Consider the following 15,728-nt stretch of genomic DNA (forward strand, 5'->3'; position numbering starts at 1 on the left):
CGATCAATGCATCCTGTGGGGCCAGGGACGATGGGGCAGGCGCGCCAGCACCAGGGAATGAATGAACAAAAGAATGCCGGTAACCGAGAGGGTTGCCGATATGTTTCCGCTCATAGCGTGGGCTGCCAACAGAAATACCAGCGCTGCCAATTGGGTCAGCAGACGCTGGGTCAGCGAAGCACGTTTAATCCTCGACGCCTCAAACAAACGGCCAGGCCAAACATCTGGCCTGGCTCGGGAGAACGCTAAAGCGGCGATGGCCACCACGACGTAGATGCAGACACCCATAGCGGCAGTGCCGCCAGTCAGCACCAAAACGATGGCGCTGACCGTGAGCAGCAGTGCAATAACAACGAATGCAATGCGGTTATGGCTCATGGTGCTTCGCTCAGTCCCATGGGTGCATCGACCCGCAAACGCAAAACATGGAATGGCGGCTGACTGGTGTCCTCACCCGCATTGAGCAAGGGATGACGGTGCAGTTGGTTGGCCGTGATGTAGAGCCATTTCCCTTGGGCATCGAGTTCGACGCCATCCGGCCAGCCGAGCAACTGATCGTCTTTGACCAGAATGCGGTAGCCTGCCGGAGAGGCCAACCCGATCGCGTTGCTGGCAATGTCGGTCACGTAGACGTTGCCCTCTGCGTCGACATCAAAACCATCGCAATGCGGTTTCTCGCACCAGTACTCTACAGCTTCGTCCTGAGGTGTGAGGCCTGACGGTTGTGCGAGGATTTCGGTGGCTATCCGATAGACCTTGCGTGCCGACATCGAGCCGAAATAAACCCAGCGGCCCAACGGATCGATGGCGATAGGATTGAGGCCATAGCGGTAAGGAATGACTTCGCCTTCTGGCGTGCGCAGCGAAAGCGGTTTTCCGTCGACCATCAGCGGCACATCGCCGGGCATCAACCCTGGGTAACACTCCAGTGATCGCCACGAAAGGCCGGTTTGCAAGTCGACCACGACAATGGCCGGATAGTCGCTTTCGCCAGAAGGGTTCATCGTCATGTCTGCGATGTAAATGCGCTGACGTCGCCAGTCGATCACAAAATCTTGGGTGAATGAGCTTGGGCGGAGCACGTTCTGAGGCAGCACGATCAGGCGTTGCAGCCGGTTCTCGTGGTCATTCCAGGCAATCAGCCGCGGCTGTTGCTGCGGACCGCCCATATCGAGTATCCAGACGATGCCCTCGGGGTCGGTGCGGATGCCGATCACGGCGGACATCCCGCGGCCATCCGCTGTGGGCTTCCCTGCCCAGGTTTCATTGGGGTAAGCCGGGTGTTGACCGTCCTGGGCGACCGCACGCACTGAAATGTCCGGTGCGATGATGGCGGATACCGAGACCAGCACTCGCCCGTCGGGCATGACGGTCGGATTCCCCGGCCGCTCGACCGGGAATGTCGCAAAGATCTCCAGTTGATGAGTGTTCATGACAGCGCCTTGACGAAAGAGGCCGCGGTGCCGGCAGTCGGATCGACGAAGATGATGTCGCTGGGGTCGCGTCGTGGCGTGTCGACCGAGACCATGAACAGCGGGTGTTCGAGTATCTCTGGCATGCCGTGGATGGTGAACTTCTTGAAGAACAGCATCTCGCCCGGACCCACTTCGAACGGTTCGCGGTCACCCATGAAAAAGCGCGCGCGCCCGGACATGATGATGAGGTACTCATCACAGGTCGCATGATAGTGAGCGGGCGTCGGGTGGTAGACCCGGAAAACCCGTCCGCTGGCTTCGTCTTCGTCGGTCAAACGGGTATCAACCAAGAGTGTGTCAGCGGTCTCGGGGAACGTTTTGACGATCGCATTGAGATCGAACGAGGCGTGAGGTGCGGCCTCTACCAGTTTTTTTCGGGTGATTACTTCGGACATCTTGTAACCCTCATTCAGGCGCTCTTTTGAGGAACGCTGTGATGTTGTTTGTGGGTTCAGGATAAGCATTGGGTGGGTAGCGGAGAACGCAGTGACCGCGCACAAGATTTGAGAATGCAAATAACAACTGTGTGGGTCTTGTGGCGTTGGTTTTGCGAATTCAATTCCAAACAGCTACGCCCGTTGATGCATTTCTGAGGTGCAGGACGTGCGGCATAGTGATGAGTACTCACTATCGAGTCCAGCTGCGTCGGAGACACAAGATGCAAGTCAGAGCTGCTGTTCTAAGACACATGAATGTTGCCCCACCTTATGCACAGAGCAAACCGATTGTGATCGAGACAATCGAACTGGCACCACCGGGACCGGGCGAAGTGCTGGTGCGTATCCGCGCCGCCGGCCTTTGTCATTCCGACCTGTCGGTGATCAATGGCGACCGTCCTCGGCCGATGCCCATGGCGCTCGGCCATGAAGCCGCAGGCGTTGTCGAAGCGCTGGGTGAAGGGGTCAGTGACCTGGAGCCGGGTGATCATGTGGTCATGGTGTTCATGCCCAGTTGCGGCCACTGCCTGCCTTGTGCAGAAGGTCGTCCAGCCCTTTGTGAACCTGGAGCAAAAGCCAACGCGGCCGGGACATTGATCAACGGTTCGGTGCGGTTGAGCAGCCCGGCAGGTCATGTCCACCATCATCTGGGCGTTTCGGCGTTTGCCGAGTACGCCGTGGTGTCGCGTAACTCAGTGGTCAAGATCGACCGCGATTTGCCCTTCGTAGAAGCTGCGCTCTTTGGTTGCGCGGTGTTGACCGGGGTTGGCGCCGTGGTCAATACCGCGCAATTGCGCGTGGGCTCGACTGCCGTGGTGATTGGCCTGGGCGGTGTCGGCCTGGCTTCAGTATTGGGTGCAAGAGCTGCCGGGGCGAGCAAAATCATTGCCGTTGACCTGTCACCGGAAAAGCTCGCCCTGGCCAAAGAAGTGGGTGCAACCGCTGTGGTCAACGGTGGCGACCCGGACGTTGTCGAGCAAGTACGGCAACTGACCGGTGGCGGCGCCGACTACGTTTTCGAAATGGCCGGTTCGCTCCGGGCACTCGATAACGCCATGAAAATGACTAAGCGTGGAGGCATGACCGTGACCGCGGGCCTGCCGCCGCCCGGTTCGGCGCTGCCGGTCAATGTTGTCCAGTTGGTGGGCGAGGAACGCACGCTCAAGGGCAGCTACATCGGCACCTGTGTGCCGCTGCGCGACATTCCGCGCTTCATCGAGCTCTATCGCGATGGTCGCTTGCCGGTGGATCGACTGCTCAGCGGCCGGCTCAAACTGGAAGACATCAACGAAGGTTTCGACCGACTGCACGATGGTAGTGCGGTCCGTCAGGTCATTGAGTTTTGAGGAGCGACAGCATGGCCGATACAAACTTCCTGGCAACGCTCGACGACCCTACGTTGTTCCGTGAGGCGAACTTCATCAATGGCCAGTGGCTGGAGGTTGGCGAGGGACGCAGCATCACTGTGACTAACCCGGCCACCGGTAAGGTACTGGGGCGCGTGCCTTCATTCGGGGCCAGTGAAACCGCCCTGGCCATCGCCGCCGCCAAGCGCGCGCAACCGGCGTGGCGAGCGCTCACTGCCAAAGAGCGCGCGGTAAAACTGCGCTACTTGTTCGAGCTGATGATCACCCACCGCGAAGACCTTGCGCGGATCATGACGGCCGAACAAGGCAAACCGCTGGCCGAAAGTCGTGGCGAGATTACCTATGCCGCGTCTTTCATTGAATGGTTCGCAGAGGAGGGCAAGCGCGTTTATGGCGATACCATCGCCTCCCATTCAACGACCAGCCGCATCATCGTCCAGAAAGAACCGATCGGTGTGTTTGCGGCGATTACCCCCTGGAACTTCCCCGCAGCGATGATTACCCGCAAGGCCGGGCCAGGTTGGGCGGCTGGTTGCACCGGTGTACTGCGGCCGGCCAGTCAGACACCCTTTTCGGCGATTGCCATTGCAGTATTGGCCGAGCGCGCCGGTCTGCCGGCCGGCGTTTGCAACGTGATTACCGGGCCGGGCAGTGAAATCGGGGCCGAACTGACCTCAAACCCGGACGTGCGCAAGTTGTCCTTCACCGGTAGCACCGAGGTCGGTGCCACACTGTTGGCCCAATGCGCGCCGACGATCAAAAAGACCAGCATGGAACTCGGCGGCAACGCACCTTTTATCGTGTTTGACGATGCTGATCTGGATGCTGCGGTGCAGGGTGCGCTTGCGTCCAAGTACCGAAACGCCGGGCAGACTTGTGTGTGCGCTAACCGTCTGCTGGTCCAGGACGGTATCTATGATGCTTTCGCCGCCAAACTGAAAACCGCCGTCGAGGCGCTGAAAGTGGGCAGCGGATTTGAGGACGGTGTGACGATCGGCCCGCTGATCGACGACAACGCCGTGCGCAAGGCCGAGGAGCATGTCGCCGATGCGCTCTCGCGTGGAGCTTCGGTGCTGACCGGTGGCGAGCGTCACCCGCTGGGGGGTAGTTTCTACTGGCCGACCATCCTGGTGAATGTACCGCGGGAGTCGAAAGTGTTCCGCGAGGAGACCTTCGGCCCGGTGGCGCCGTTGTTCCGTTTCACCACCGAGGCGCAAGCCATCGAGATGGCCAACGACACCGAATTTGGTTTGGCCTCGTATTTCTACAGTCGCGATATCGGCCGGATCATGCGCGTGGCTGAGGCGCTGGAGTGCGGCATTGTCGGGATAAACGAAGGACTGATCTCGACGGAAGTGGCGCCGTTCGGTGGAGTCAAATCGTCGGGACTTGGTCGTGAAGGCTCCAAGTACGGTATCGAGGATTATCTTGAGATCAAATACCTTTGTCTGGGAGGTATTGATCGCTGAAAGTGTGGGGGAGATGGTCGCCAGGCCATCTCCTTTTTTTTGAAGTTAGATAATCCTGCCTGATTTTTATATTCTTGTTTTTCATCCTGTCTTAATAATTGTTGTTCGCGCGAGCCATCAGTGAATGCGCATCACAAGTCATTGTCCTGTGGCGCCAGATCGGCGCGATGTTGTTTGTGGAATTCTTGTTCTAGAGCGTTCGCTCTTGTCTTTTAGTCAATATTGTTTTTGTATTCCTGCGGTTTATCTTCGGCGAGTGGTGCTGGAAAATCCTTCCATCCTAATCACTACCGAGATTTTCCCACATGACTTGCTTTAAAAAAATCGTTGCCCTGTTTGCCACCTTGGTTGCTCTTTCTGGATCTTTTTCAGTTCATGCAGAAGAGTCTGGTGCATTTATTGATCGTAATAAAACACTGAATGAGCACGCTGTCGGAAGTTGATGGTACCTGTTTTAAACGAATGAACTGTTGTTTTAGTTTTACCAACTCCGGAGAACGCAAAAGTGAACGTGCATATAACGGGGAAACCTGCAGCAACCCCAGTCAGATCGAAGGTGATAAAAGGTGCAACGTTTTCAGCGATCAGCCTTGCACTGGTGGCGGCCTTGACCGGTTGTGGCCCGGATAAAGACGGCGACGTGGCCGCCGCTCCGAGCGTCACGGTCAGTCAGCCGGTCAAGTCGGTGATCACCGATTGGGACAGTTTTACCGGGCGCTTCGAGGCCACCGACTCGGTGGATGTCCGTTCGCGGGTCAGCGGCTATCTGGAGAAAGTCGCGTTTCAGGACGGAGCCATCGTCAAGAAGGGCGACCTGCTGTTTGTGATTGATTCGCGCTCCTTCCAGGCCGCTGTGATCCAGGCGCAAGGTAAACTGGCGCAGGTGCGCTCGCAACTAGCCCTCGCCGAGCAGGAGTTTGCCCGCGCCAACGTCCTGATCGAATCCAAAACCATCGCGCGCAGCCTCTATGACCAACGCCTGCAAGCGCGTCAGGCCGCGCAGGCCGAAGTCCTCAGTGCCGAAGGGGCGTTGAGCGCAGCGAAGCTGGACCTGGAATTCACCCACATCACCGCGCCCATGACCGGGCGGATCAGCCGCAAGCTGATCAGCGAAGGCAACCTGGTCAACGGCGGCAACAGCAGCGCCACGTTGCTGACCACTATCGTCTCGATTGACCCGATTGATATCTACTTCGAAATCGATGAGCAGAGCTACCTCAAATACCGCCGCCAGGCGAATACTGCCGCCAATCAGAGTCAGGTGCGCATTGCCTTGCCGGGTGAAGTCGAGCCGAGCATGACCGGGCGCATGGACTTCATCGACAACCGTCTTGATCAGTCGACCGGGACCTTGCGTCAGCGAGCCCGCGTCAGTAACAAAGACCTGCATTTGAGCCCGGGGCAATTTGGCCGGGTGCAGTTCTCCAGTCAGGCGCCTTACTCGGCATTGCTCCTGCCGGACACCGCAATCGGCGTCGATGCGACCCGTAAAGTCGTCTACGTGCTCAATGCGCAGAACAAGGTTGAAGTTCGCCCGGTGACGCTCGGCAAACTGCATGACGGTTTGCGCGAAATCGCCAGCGGCTTGCAGGCGCAGGACCGGGTGATTGTCGATGGCCTGCAACGCGTGCGGGCCGGTGATACGGTGACGGCTCAGGAGCGCTCGCTGGCCCAGGCCGCGAAAGCGATGGACAACCAGGAGGCGCCGCTATGAGCCTGGGACGCACGTCCATCGAACAACCCGTATTGGCGATTGTGCTGTCCATCGTCCTGATGATTATTGGTGGCCTGGCCTATCTAGTGCTGCCGACTTCCGAGTACCCGGACATTGCACCGCCCACTGTGGTGGTCACCGCGACCTATCCCGGCGCCTCGGCGCAGACGGTCGCCGAGACCCTGGCGATCCCCATCGAACAGGAGGTCAACGGCGTTGAAGACATGCTCTACATGTACAGCCAGGCGACGTCCGATGGCAGCCTCAACCTGACCGTAACCTTCAAACCCGGCACTGATGTCGACAAGGCGCAGGTCCTGGTGCAGAACCGTGTGGCGCTGGCCACGCCGCGTCTGCCGGAGCCAGTGCAGCGCAGTGGCGTGACGGTCCGCAAGTCCTCGCCGACGCAGCTGTCGACGATTTTCATCTCGTCACCCAAGGGCACTTACGATCAGCTGTACGTCTCGAACTTCGCGATTCGTAACGTCGCCGACGTGCTCAAGCGTATCGATGGTGTCGGCGACATCAACCCGCTGGGCGCGCGCGAGTATTCGATGCGCATCTGGCTCGACCCGGAGCGTGTGGCAGCTTTCAATCTGACGCCTGCAGACATCATCGCCGCAGTGCGTTCGCAGAACACGCAGGTGGCCGGTGGGGTAATCGCCCAGCCGCCGGTGGCGTCCCAGGCCTTTCAGCCGAACCTGATCTTCGAGGGGCGCCTGAAGGAGCCCACCGACTTCGACAACATCGTCCTCAAGTCGGGTACGGCCGGGCGTTTGGTGCGTCTCAAGGATGTGGCGCGCACGGAGATCGCCGGGCTGGCGTACGTCAATAACACCTATTACTTGCGCAACCCGGCCATCGGCCTGCAAGTGCTGCAACGTCCGGGCGCCAACGCCCTGGCGACGATGAAAGTGGTCGAAGAGACCATGGAGAAAATCGGCAAGGACTTCCCGGAGGGCATCGAATACAGCATCGGTTACAACCCGACGGCGTTCATCGCCGACAGTATTGGTGAGCTAGGCAAGACCATCTATGAGGCGGTGATCCTCGTGGTGCTGGTGATCATGATCTTCCTGCAAGGCTGGCGGCCATCGATCATTCCGATTCTGGCCATCCCTGTGTCGTTGGTGGGCACCTTTGCGGTCATGGCGATGCTTGGTTACTCGGTCAACAACCTGACGTTGTTCGGTCTGGTGCTGGCCGTTGGAATCGTGGTCGACAACGCCATCGTGGTAGTGGAGAACGTCGAGCGGCATCTCGCTGATGGCAAGAACCCGCTGGAAGCGACCATCGTGACCATGCAGGAAATTGGTGGTGCGTTGATTGCCATTACCCTGGTGTTGTGTGCGGTGTTCATACCGACCGCGTTCATTCCCGGCATTTCCGGTGAGTTCTTCCGTCAGTTCGGGGTCACGATTGCAGTGGCCACAGCGATCTCGTTGTTCAACTCGGTGACCCTGTCACCGGCCTTGGCGGCGATGATCCTGCGCCGACATGACCCCGACACTCATCACAAGCCAAAAACAGGCGTCTTCGGCGTGCTTAAACGCGCGGCTGATGGCTTCAACCGTGGCTTCCTGAAGCTCTCTTCGAGTTATGCCGGCAGCGTACGCGGCCTGGTGGCCAGAACACCGTTGATGTTGGCGATCTACGCGGTGCTGATTGCCGCGACCGCTTACCTGTTGGTGTCTACCCCCAAGGGCTTCATCCCGGTTCAGGATCGTGGCTACCTGGTGGTCATCGTGCAGCTGCCCGATGGCGCTTCGCTGGAGCGGACTAACCAAATTTCGCAACAGATCGAGGCGATTGCCCTGGACGTATCGGGTGTGGACCGGGTGCCGACGTTCTCCGGTTTCTCGATGGTGACGGGTACCAGTTCCTCGAACTCGGCCGGTCTGGCGCCGGTGTTCCTGCCGTGGTCCGAGCGAAAGGTGCATGGCTTGACCTCGGATAAAATCGCCGAAGACTTGCGTGAGCGCCTGAAAGTGGTCAGTGGTGCAACGGTGATTGTGGCCACGCCGCCGCCGATTCAAGGTCTGGGTAGCACGGGGGGGTTCTCCATGCGCCTGCAGGATACGGCTGGGCTGGGCACTGAAGCCCTGGCCAAAGCGACCGACGACCTGATTACCGCCGCCAACGCCACCCAAGGCATGACTGGAGTGTACTCACCGTTCTCGGCCCGGACGCCACAGGTTTTCGTCGAACTGGACCGCGAGCGGGCGGAAATGCTCGGCGTACCCAGCAGCCAAATCAACCAAGCCATCGAGACTTACTTTGGCTCGTCCTATATCAACGACTTCAACCTGGTCGGGCGTACCTATCGTGTGACGGCACAGGCCGACTTGCCGTACCGCGTCACGCCGGAGGATCTGGCGCGGGTCAAGGTGCGCAACGATGCCGGGCAGATGGTCCCGATTGCCAGCGTAACGCGTCTGCACGAGGCACTGGGGGTAGAGCGGTTCCCGCGCTACAACCTGTTCCCGACCGCAGAAATCAACGGCGATACTTTGCCCGGCCTGGGTTCCGAATTCGGGATCAAAACCATGGAGCGCCTGGCTGAAGAGACGCTGCCGGCCGGTATTACTTATCAGTGGACCGACCTCAGTTACCAGCAGACCACTGCTGGCAACATGGGCCTGTTGGTGTTCCCGCTGTGTGTGATCTTTGTGTACCTGGTGCTGGCGGCGCAATACGGCAGTTGGAGCCTTCCACTGGCAATTCTGCTGATCGTGCCGATGTGTCTGTTGGCGGCTGCCGGTGGCGTACGCCTGATGGGGCTGGACATCAACATCCTGACTCAGATCGGTTTCATCGTATTGGTGGGACTGGCGGCGAAAAATGCGATTTTGATCGTCGAAGTGGCCAGGCAGCAGGAGAAGGAAGGTCAGGGCATTGTCGATGCAGTGGTTGAGGCGTGTCGTCTGCGTTTGCGTCCGATCCTGATGACATCGCTGGCATTCGTCCTGGGTGTGTTGCCGTTGGTCATGTCCGAAGGGGCGGGTTCTGAAATGCGTCAGGCCGTCGGTTCGGCGGTGTTCTTCGGGATGATCGGCGTCACGTTGTTCGGTCTGTTGTTCACGCCGGTTTTCTATGTGTTGATCCGTCGCCTCGCGGGCGGCGAGCGTCAGGTCAACGCTCCTACCCTCCATTCTGAACAGGGCGTGGCCCATGAATAACTTTCTTCGTAGCCCAGGCTTGGTGTTGGGAGCGGCGCTACTGAGCGCGTGTGCTTCGCCGCTCATGCCGCCCAAGAACGAGGTACCGGTCGAGCGTTTTGTCAACGCTCAAACGGCACAGCCAGCAAGCGTCACCGATCGTTGGTGGACGCGTTATCAGGACCCGCTGCTGGACCGTTTGGTCGAGCGTGCCCTGGGGCAAAACCTTGACCTGCAGATTGCTCTGGCGCGGATCGATGCCGGGCGCGCATTGCGCAACATCAGTGCGGCCTCTGGCAGCCCGCAGGTTGATCTCGGAGCAAGCGTGGCGCGTCAGCGGATCTCTGCGGATCAGGCCGGTTTTACTGATTCGCTGATCACCGAGCCGACTTCGGTCGGGTTGAGTGCCGCCTGGGAAATCGATTTGTTCGGCCGTATCCGCGAAGGCGTGCGTGCGGCTGATGCCGACCTCAACGCGACCGAGGAAGAGGCGCGGGGTGTGCGGGTGGCGCTGATCACCGAAGTGGTCCAGGTCTATGCCGAGGCGCGCGGTCTGGAAGAGCGCTTGGCGATCATCAAGCAAAGTGCTGCCAGTCAGGCGCAGACCTTGCAGTTGACTGAGCAGTTGTATGCGGCCGGGGACAGTCCTGAAGCGGATGTATTGCGCGCACGCTCGCAATCGGATTCTACCGCAGCCCAGGTCCCCGCGTTGCAACTGAACTGGCAACGGTCACTGCATCGGTTGTCGGTTTTGCTCGCCCAGCCGACCGAGACCCTATATCAGCAATTCAAGGACAGTCCGGATTACGTCTCGACGGTGTCGTTGCTGGACGCCGGTACGCCAGCGGATCTATTACGTCGACGTCCCGATATACGCGCCGCCGAAGCACGCTTGATTGCGGCCTACGCGCGAATCGGTGTGGCCAAGGCAGATATGTTGCCGCACCTGAGCCTATCAGCCGCCCTGGGGTCTTTGATTGACGGTGTGAGCGCCGCCAATCTGGCCAATTCTACGTTTTGGTTGGCAGGCTTGAATGCCAGCGTGCCGATGCTCGACGGTGGCCGTCGGCGTAACGTGGTGGATCTTCGTGATGCCGAAGCGCGTCAGGCGTTGCTGAGCTACCGACGCACCGTGCTGACGGCCGTTTCCGAGGTGGAGTCGTCCTTGGCCGCTGCGCAACGCAATGCCGAACGTCAGACCTTCCTGTCGAGTGCCGCCAGCCAAGCCAGTTCAGCCGCCGAGCAGATTCAGCGAGCCTGGCAGGCCGGGGAGACGCCATTCCTTGATGTGTTGCAGGCTCAGCGGGTGCAGTTGGCTGCGCAGAATGCGCTGTCCCAGGTCAAGACTGCACAGTGGCAGAATCAAGCCGCGTTAGTGAATGCGCTAGGGGGGTAGGTAACGACAACTGTAATACTTTGCGCGCAAGCCCGCCTTCACAGGTTATGAGATGCCTGTAAGGGCGGCCTTGCGCGCAACTGGTCAAAACAAACAACGAGAATCAAATTTTCTCGATCGGCACACCGTGGTTGTTTTTCCACATCAACACCACGGCACTGGCGATGACTGCGACAACGATCAAATAGACATTGAAGATCCAGCCAATGTTTTCCGAGTACAACCAGGTCGTCAGATAGGAGGCTGTACCACCGAACACCGCAACGCCCAGAGAGATGCACACCCCAAACATTCGAGTGCGATAGCGGGTCGGGATCTGCTCGGAGATCGATGCCGGTTTACATCCGGTGATGAAGGCCACTAACAGCAAACCTGCTGTTTGCGCCACCATCAGAGTCCATGGCTGGTTATTAATCAGTCCCCACAGCGGAAACAGCGTGGCGGCAATCCCCAACAAAGAAATCAGTGCTGAAATCTTCCGCCCCCACAGATCTGATATCCAGCCGGAAATTGGCAGAAACACCAGGTAAATGACCTGTGCAATGCAGCTCATGGTGAACGCGCTGCGCGGGTCCATGCCTTTGACGCTGATGGCGTAGATCGAGGCCGAGGTGACCCAGGTGTAGTAGGTCAACGTGGCACCGGCTTCATAAAGAAACAGACGAACGCCGTGCTGGATGATCTTGCCACGGCTCCAGGCTGGCGCTGTCGATTCACCGCCAGCGCTTGGCGAATGTTCGCTTTCCATCATGTTGCGACGCAGCCACAAGGCGAAGACTGCCAGCAGGCCACCAGTTGCGAAGGGGATACGCCAGCCCCATTCCTGCATTTCACTTAACGACAACATTGACGTCAGCAATGCCATGTAGAACGTCGCCAGTAACGAGCCGCAGCCAACGGCGATAAACACAGTGCTTGACCACAGTCCTCGGCGTTTGGGTGGCGCGATTTCAGCGATGTAGGCGTAAGACGTGGTGGTTTCACCGCCATGGGCAAAACCTTGTACCAGCCTGGCCAGCAACAAGAGTCCTGAAGCCCAACTGCCAATCGAGTCATAGGAGGGAATAAAGGCGATCAGCAGACTCGCGCCAGCCATCAACAACATGGTGCTGAGCAACACCATGCGTCTGCCTAGTTTGTCGGCGAGGATGCCGAAGAAGATGCCGCCAATCGGCCGTAACAGAAACCCGGCGGCAAATACCGCCAAGGTGTTGAGCAGGGCAGAAGTGGCGTTGCTTTTATCGAAGAGTGCGGCGGCGATGTAGACCGATGCCACGGTGTAGATTGTCCAGTCGAACCACTCCAGCAAGTTGCCGACGCCGGTGGCCATCAATGACTTTCTGCGTAAGGACGTATGTGTTTTGCCTTGCCCGATCGAGTAATCGGACAGGGTCTCGGTGATGTTATTCATTGTTGGCTCCGAGATGTTTCATGAACCACGGGATGTGGCGGGTGACGATGGGGTTGCGTAAGGCTCCCTGAAAAAAACGTGGTCTCCAGTCCAGTAAAAATCCCCTGTGGGAGCGAGCTTGCTCCCACAGGGCGGGTATCAGGCGTTGAGGTGTGCCAACGCCACCTCCTCGATCCCGGCAGCATCGAGCTTGTAGTGTTCGTACAAGTGCGTCGGCGGGGCGATCAGGCTGTATTCGTCGTAGATGCCGTGGCGCTTGAGCTTCACACCAACGCCTTCGTCCGCCAGGACTTCGGCCACCGCAGCGCCCAGGCCGCCGAGCACGTTGTGCTCCTCGACCGTCATCATGCGTTTGCTGCGTGCCGCCGCCCGCAGGATCGCGTCACGGTCGATCGGCTTGATCGACGCCATGTCGATCACGCCCACGGAACGGCCTTCAGCGTTCATTTTTCGAGCTGCGGTAAGGGCCGCATGCACGGTGATGCCGCAGGCGATGATGGTCAGCTCTTCGCCTTCGATATGCTCATGAGCCTTGCCGAACTCGAAGACAACGCCATCCTCGTAAACAATCGGGTCACGACCGCGGCCAATTCGGAAATACACCGGTTTGTCATAAGTGGCCGAGGCTTTGATTGCCGCGACCAGTTGTGGGCCATCAGCCGGTGAAACCACCGCCAGGTCTGCGATCGAACGCATGGTCGCAATGTCTTCAGTGGCGTGGTGCGAAGTGCCGTAGAAACCCAGAGAAATACCCGTGTGGTGACCGATCAACCGCACCGGTTGCGCGGAGTAGGCAACGTCCATGCGGATCTGCTCACAACACAGCAGGCCGAGGAACGAAGCAAAGGTCGCCACGAACGGCATCACGCCACAGGTAGCCAGGCCAGCAGCGGCGGTCACCATGTTCTGCTCGGAGATACCGAACTGCAGGTAACGCTCAGGGTACTCACTGGCAAATTTGTTCAGGCCGTTGGAGTACTGCAAGTCAGCCGAGCCGGCCATCACCGGGTAGCCGGCCTTGGTCAGCTCGATCAGCGCGTCGGACAAATAAGACAAGCCCGGGTTGAGGGCGTTGAGGCCACGGTACTGCCAGGAATTGGAGGAAAGAGGGGCATTCATGATCAGATCTCCATGGCTTCAATTTCAGCGATAGCGCGTTTGGCGTCTTCCGGGTCGAGGTAACCGAGGTGCCAACCAGGTTCGGTTTCCATGTAGGAAACACCTTTGCCTTTGACGGTCTTGGCGATGATGCAGACCGGTTTGTCGCGGGTTTCATCGGCTTTCACCCGACGCAGGGTTTCAGTCACTTCAGCAATGTTGTGCCCGTCGATGACATGAACTTCCCAACCAAACGCTCGCCACTTTTCGTCCAGCGGTTCGATGCCGATCACGTCGTCCACTTGGCCGTCGAGCTGGAAGCCGTTGCGGTCGACAATCGCGATCAGGTGTTTGGCTTTGTGGTGAGCCGCACTCATCGCGGCTTCCCACACTTGACCTTCCTGCATTTCACCGTCGCCGAGCATGACGAACACGTCGTAGACTTCGCCGGTGAAACGCTGAGCCAGGCACATGCCCAGACCGCCGGAGAGGGCGTGGCCAATGGAGCCGGAAGAGAAGTCGATGCCGGGCACTTTGCGCATGTCAGGGTGATCGCCCAGAGGGCTGCCCAAGCGGGTGTATTCATCGAGCCACTCCTTGGGGAACACGCCAAGGTCCGCAAGGATCGGGAACTGGCCCACGGCGGCGTGCCCCTTGCCCATCAGAAACCGATCGCGGCCCGGCCATTTCGGTTCGTCGGGGCGAATCGTCATCACGTCGTAGTAAAGCGCGGAGAACAGTTCCGCGGCGGAAAACACCGAGGTGTAGTGGCCGGTTTTGGCGATTTCAATCAGGCGAATGGTTTCAAGCCGGACGAATTTCGCCCGATCTTTCAACTTGATAACCGTCTCGGGGGAAGGCACAAAATTGCTGGCTTTCCACTGTTCGAGTGTTTTGCGGGGTGCAGACATCTCTACCTCCAATCACAGGCATGAATTTGTTGAATTTGTATCTCAGTGGCGGGTCTTGAACTTCAACGGGGTGGTTGTGAGTTCAATCGTCGATGTTTCAGTGGGTGTTCAGTGGGTCAATCCTTCGAGCGCGCGCATCGCCGCGATCAGTTCGTCGCACGTCAGTGCGCCGCCTGAAATGGAGACAAAGTTGCGGGCGTGAGGGGCCTTCAAGGTGGGTTCGGCCACCCGCATCAACACCGAATCGTCGACGCTGAGTACGCCTAGTTCGGTCAAGTTGCGTGGCAAGCCGATACGTTGATAGAAGCTCAACATATCGCCCATGAGTTCGGCGTCGCGGTCTTCCAGAACCAGCTGTACCAGCAAGCCATACGCCACTTGCCAGCCATGAACCTGCTGTTGCGCGCCAGGGATTTTCGACAGGCCGCGGGTCATCGCATGGGCAATGGACAGTCCACCGCTCTCGAAGCCCAGGCCACTCATCAACAGCACGGCTTCAATCAAGTGATCGAAGGCCACCGTCACCTCGCCGGTGCCGGCCCGGGCCAGTGCCGGTTCGGCATATTGACGAATGACGTGGTAGCACTCGCGTGCCAGCACCAGCCCTGACAGTGCCGGGCGCGCGCCAAACATGTTCACGCCACCGGACTTGAAACACTGCTCGGCTTCGAACTTTTTGGTCAACGCATCGGCAATCCCCGCGAGCAGGAACTGACGCGGTGCCTGGGCGATCAGCGACGTGTCCACCAGCACGTAGCGAGGGCTGACCAGCAAGTGGCCCACTTCGCTTAGTTGATGATTTGCATCGTAGACCACGTAGTTTTTGGAAGTCGGTGCATCATTGGAGGCCACGGTCGGCATGGTGATCAGTGCGCGACCCGAGGTGTGGGCGAGGGCTTTGCCAGCGTCGATGCACTTGCCGCCACCGACGGCCAGGATCATGTCGAATTCGACTTCTGCGGCGGCCAGTCTCAGACCGGAAATCCCGTCGGCGGTGATTTCGCCGTCGAAGGTGATGTAGTGCAACTCGACGTCGGATTGCGCACAGGTGTCATCGAGTCGTTGCTGGATCAGACCCAGCACATAACTGTCGGTGACCACCACGGCTTTGCGTCCGCAGTGCGCCAGATAAGTACCCGCTTGAGCGAGCACTTCAGTGCCTTGGACGTATCGTCCGGGCGAGCCGAAAACCAGATTCATTCAGCACCTCTCACTTCACTGCTTATTGTTATTCGAGGCTCGGCGACAGGATGCCGAGATCTCGGTTTGTTATGATGCATGATATATCATGT

General features: G+C 58.8%; 13 protein-coding genes. 6 read left to right on the forward strand and 7 right to left on the reverse strand.

Features of this window, described 5'->3' with window-relative positions; translation table 11 throughout:
• Nucleotides 1-3: 3 nt before the first annotated feature.
• The 3 genes from QRN31_RS21190 to QRN31_RS21200 are packed head-to-tail and all read right to left on the reverse strand — an operon-like array spanning nt 4 to nt 1,870.
• Nucleotides 4-378, reverse strand: a complete 375-nt coding sequence (locus tag QRN31_RS21190) for a hypothetical protein (RefSeq protein WP_285434322.1) — start codon at nt 376-378, stop codon at nt 4-6.
• The gene (locus QRN31_RS21195) at nt 375-1,433 is read right to left on the reverse strand and encodes an L-dopachrome tautomerase-related protein (RefSeq protein WP_285434323.1); all 1,059 of its coding nucleotides are present in this window, start codon (nt 1,431-1,433) and stop codon (nt 375-377) included. The genes QRN31_RS21190 and QRN31_RS21195 overlap by 4 nt, the downstream gene beginning before the upstream one ends.
• Nucleotides 1,430-1,870, reverse strand: coding sequence for a cupin domain-containing protein (locus QRN31_RS21200; protein WP_285434325.1), 441 nt, complete (start codon nt 1,868-1,870; stop codon nt 1,430-1,432). The genes QRN31_RS21195 and QRN31_RS21200 overlap by 4 nt, the downstream gene beginning before the upstream one ends.
• A gap of 293 nt (nt 1,871-2,163) precedes the next feature.
• On the opposite strand from QRN31_RS21200, the gene QRN31_RS21205 reads away from it, so the two are divergent.
• The 6 genes from QRN31_RS21205 (at nt 2,164) to QRN31_RS21230 (ending at nt 11,016) form a co-directional block, all read left to right on the forward strand.
• The gene (locus QRN31_RS21205) at nt 2,164-3,258 is read left to right on the forward strand and encodes a zinc-dependent alcohol dehydrogenase family protein (protein WP_285434326.1); all 1,095 of its coding nucleotides are present in this window, start codon (nt 2,164-2,166) and stop codon (nt 3,256-3,258) included.
• Between the two features lie 11 nt (nt 3,259-3,269).
• Nucleotides 3,270-4,748, forward strand: a complete 1,479-nt coding sequence (gene gabD, locus QRN31_RS21210) for an NADP-dependent succinate-semialdehyde dehydrogenase (protein WP_285434328.1) — start codon at nt 3,270-3,272, stop codon at nt 4,746-4,748.
• Between the two features lie 305 nt (nt 4,749-5,053).
• Complete coding sequence (locus tag QRN31_RS21215) at nt 5,054-5,191, forward strand: hypothetical protein (RefSeq protein WP_285434330.1); 138 nt, start codon at nt 5,054-5,056, stop codon at nt 5,189-5,191.
• Nucleotides 5,192-5,304: 113 nt separating this feature from the next.
• Nucleotides 5,305-6,462, forward strand: coding sequence for an efflux RND transporter periplasmic adaptor subunit (locus QRN31_RS21220; protein ID WP_285434331.1), 1,158 nt, complete (start codon nt 5,305-5,307; stop codon nt 6,460-6,462).
• On the forward strand, nt 6,459-9,641 hold the full coding sequence (locus QRN31_RS21225; protein WP_285434333.1) for an efflux RND transporter permease subunit: 3,183 nt from the start codon (nt 6,459-6,461) through the stop codon (nt 9,639-9,641). The genes QRN31_RS21220 and QRN31_RS21225 overlap by 4 nt, the downstream gene beginning before the upstream one ends.
• Nucleotides 9,634-11,016 (forward strand): efflux transporter outer membrane subunit, encoded by a 1,383-nt coding sequence (locus QRN31_RS21230; protein WP_285434335.1) that lies wholly within the window; start codon nt 9,634-9,636, stop codon nt 11,014-11,016. The genes QRN31_RS21225 and QRN31_RS21230 overlap by 8 nt, the downstream gene beginning before the upstream one ends.
• A 103-nt stretch (nt 11,017-11,119) precedes the next feature.
• Here the strand turns inward: QRN31_RS21230 and QRN31_RS21235 are convergent, their stop codons facing one another.
• From QRN31_RS21235 to QRN31_RS21250, 4 genes are all read right to left on the reverse strand, one after another.
• The gene (locus QRN31_RS21235) at nt 11,120-12,427 is read right to left on the reverse strand and encodes an MFS transporter (RefSeq protein WP_285434337.1); all 1,308 of its coding nucleotides are present in this window, start codon (nt 12,425-12,427) and stop codon (nt 11,120-11,122) included.
• A gap of 138 nt (nt 12,428-12,565) precedes the next feature.
• Nucleotides 12,566-13,546: a transketolase family protein gene (locus QRN31_RS21240; RefSeq protein WP_285434339.1), complete on the reverse strand. Its 981-nt coding sequence runs from the start codon at nt 13,544-13,546 to the stop codon at nt 12,566-12,568.
• 2 nt (nt 13,547-13,548) lie between these two features.
• A complete protein-coding gene (locus QRN31_RS21245; protein ID WP_285434340.1) occupies nt 13,549-14,436 on the reverse strand; it encodes a transketolase in 888 nt (295 codons plus the stop codon).
• Nucleotides 14,437-14,544: 108 nt separating this feature from the next.
• Nucleotides 14,545-15,636, reverse strand: a complete 1,092-nt coding sequence (locus QRN31_RS21250) for a glycerol dehydrogenase (RefSeq protein WP_285434342.1) — start codon at nt 15,634-15,636, stop codon at nt 14,545-14,547.
• Nucleotides 15,637-15,728 lie beyond the last annotated feature (92 nt).

The sequence above is a fragment of the Pseudomonas sp. fls2-241-R2A-110 genome (assembly GCF_030209165.1).
Taxonomy (GTDB): Bacteria; Pseudomonadota; Gammaproteobacteria; order Pseudomonadales; family Pseudomonadaceae; genus Aquipseudomonas.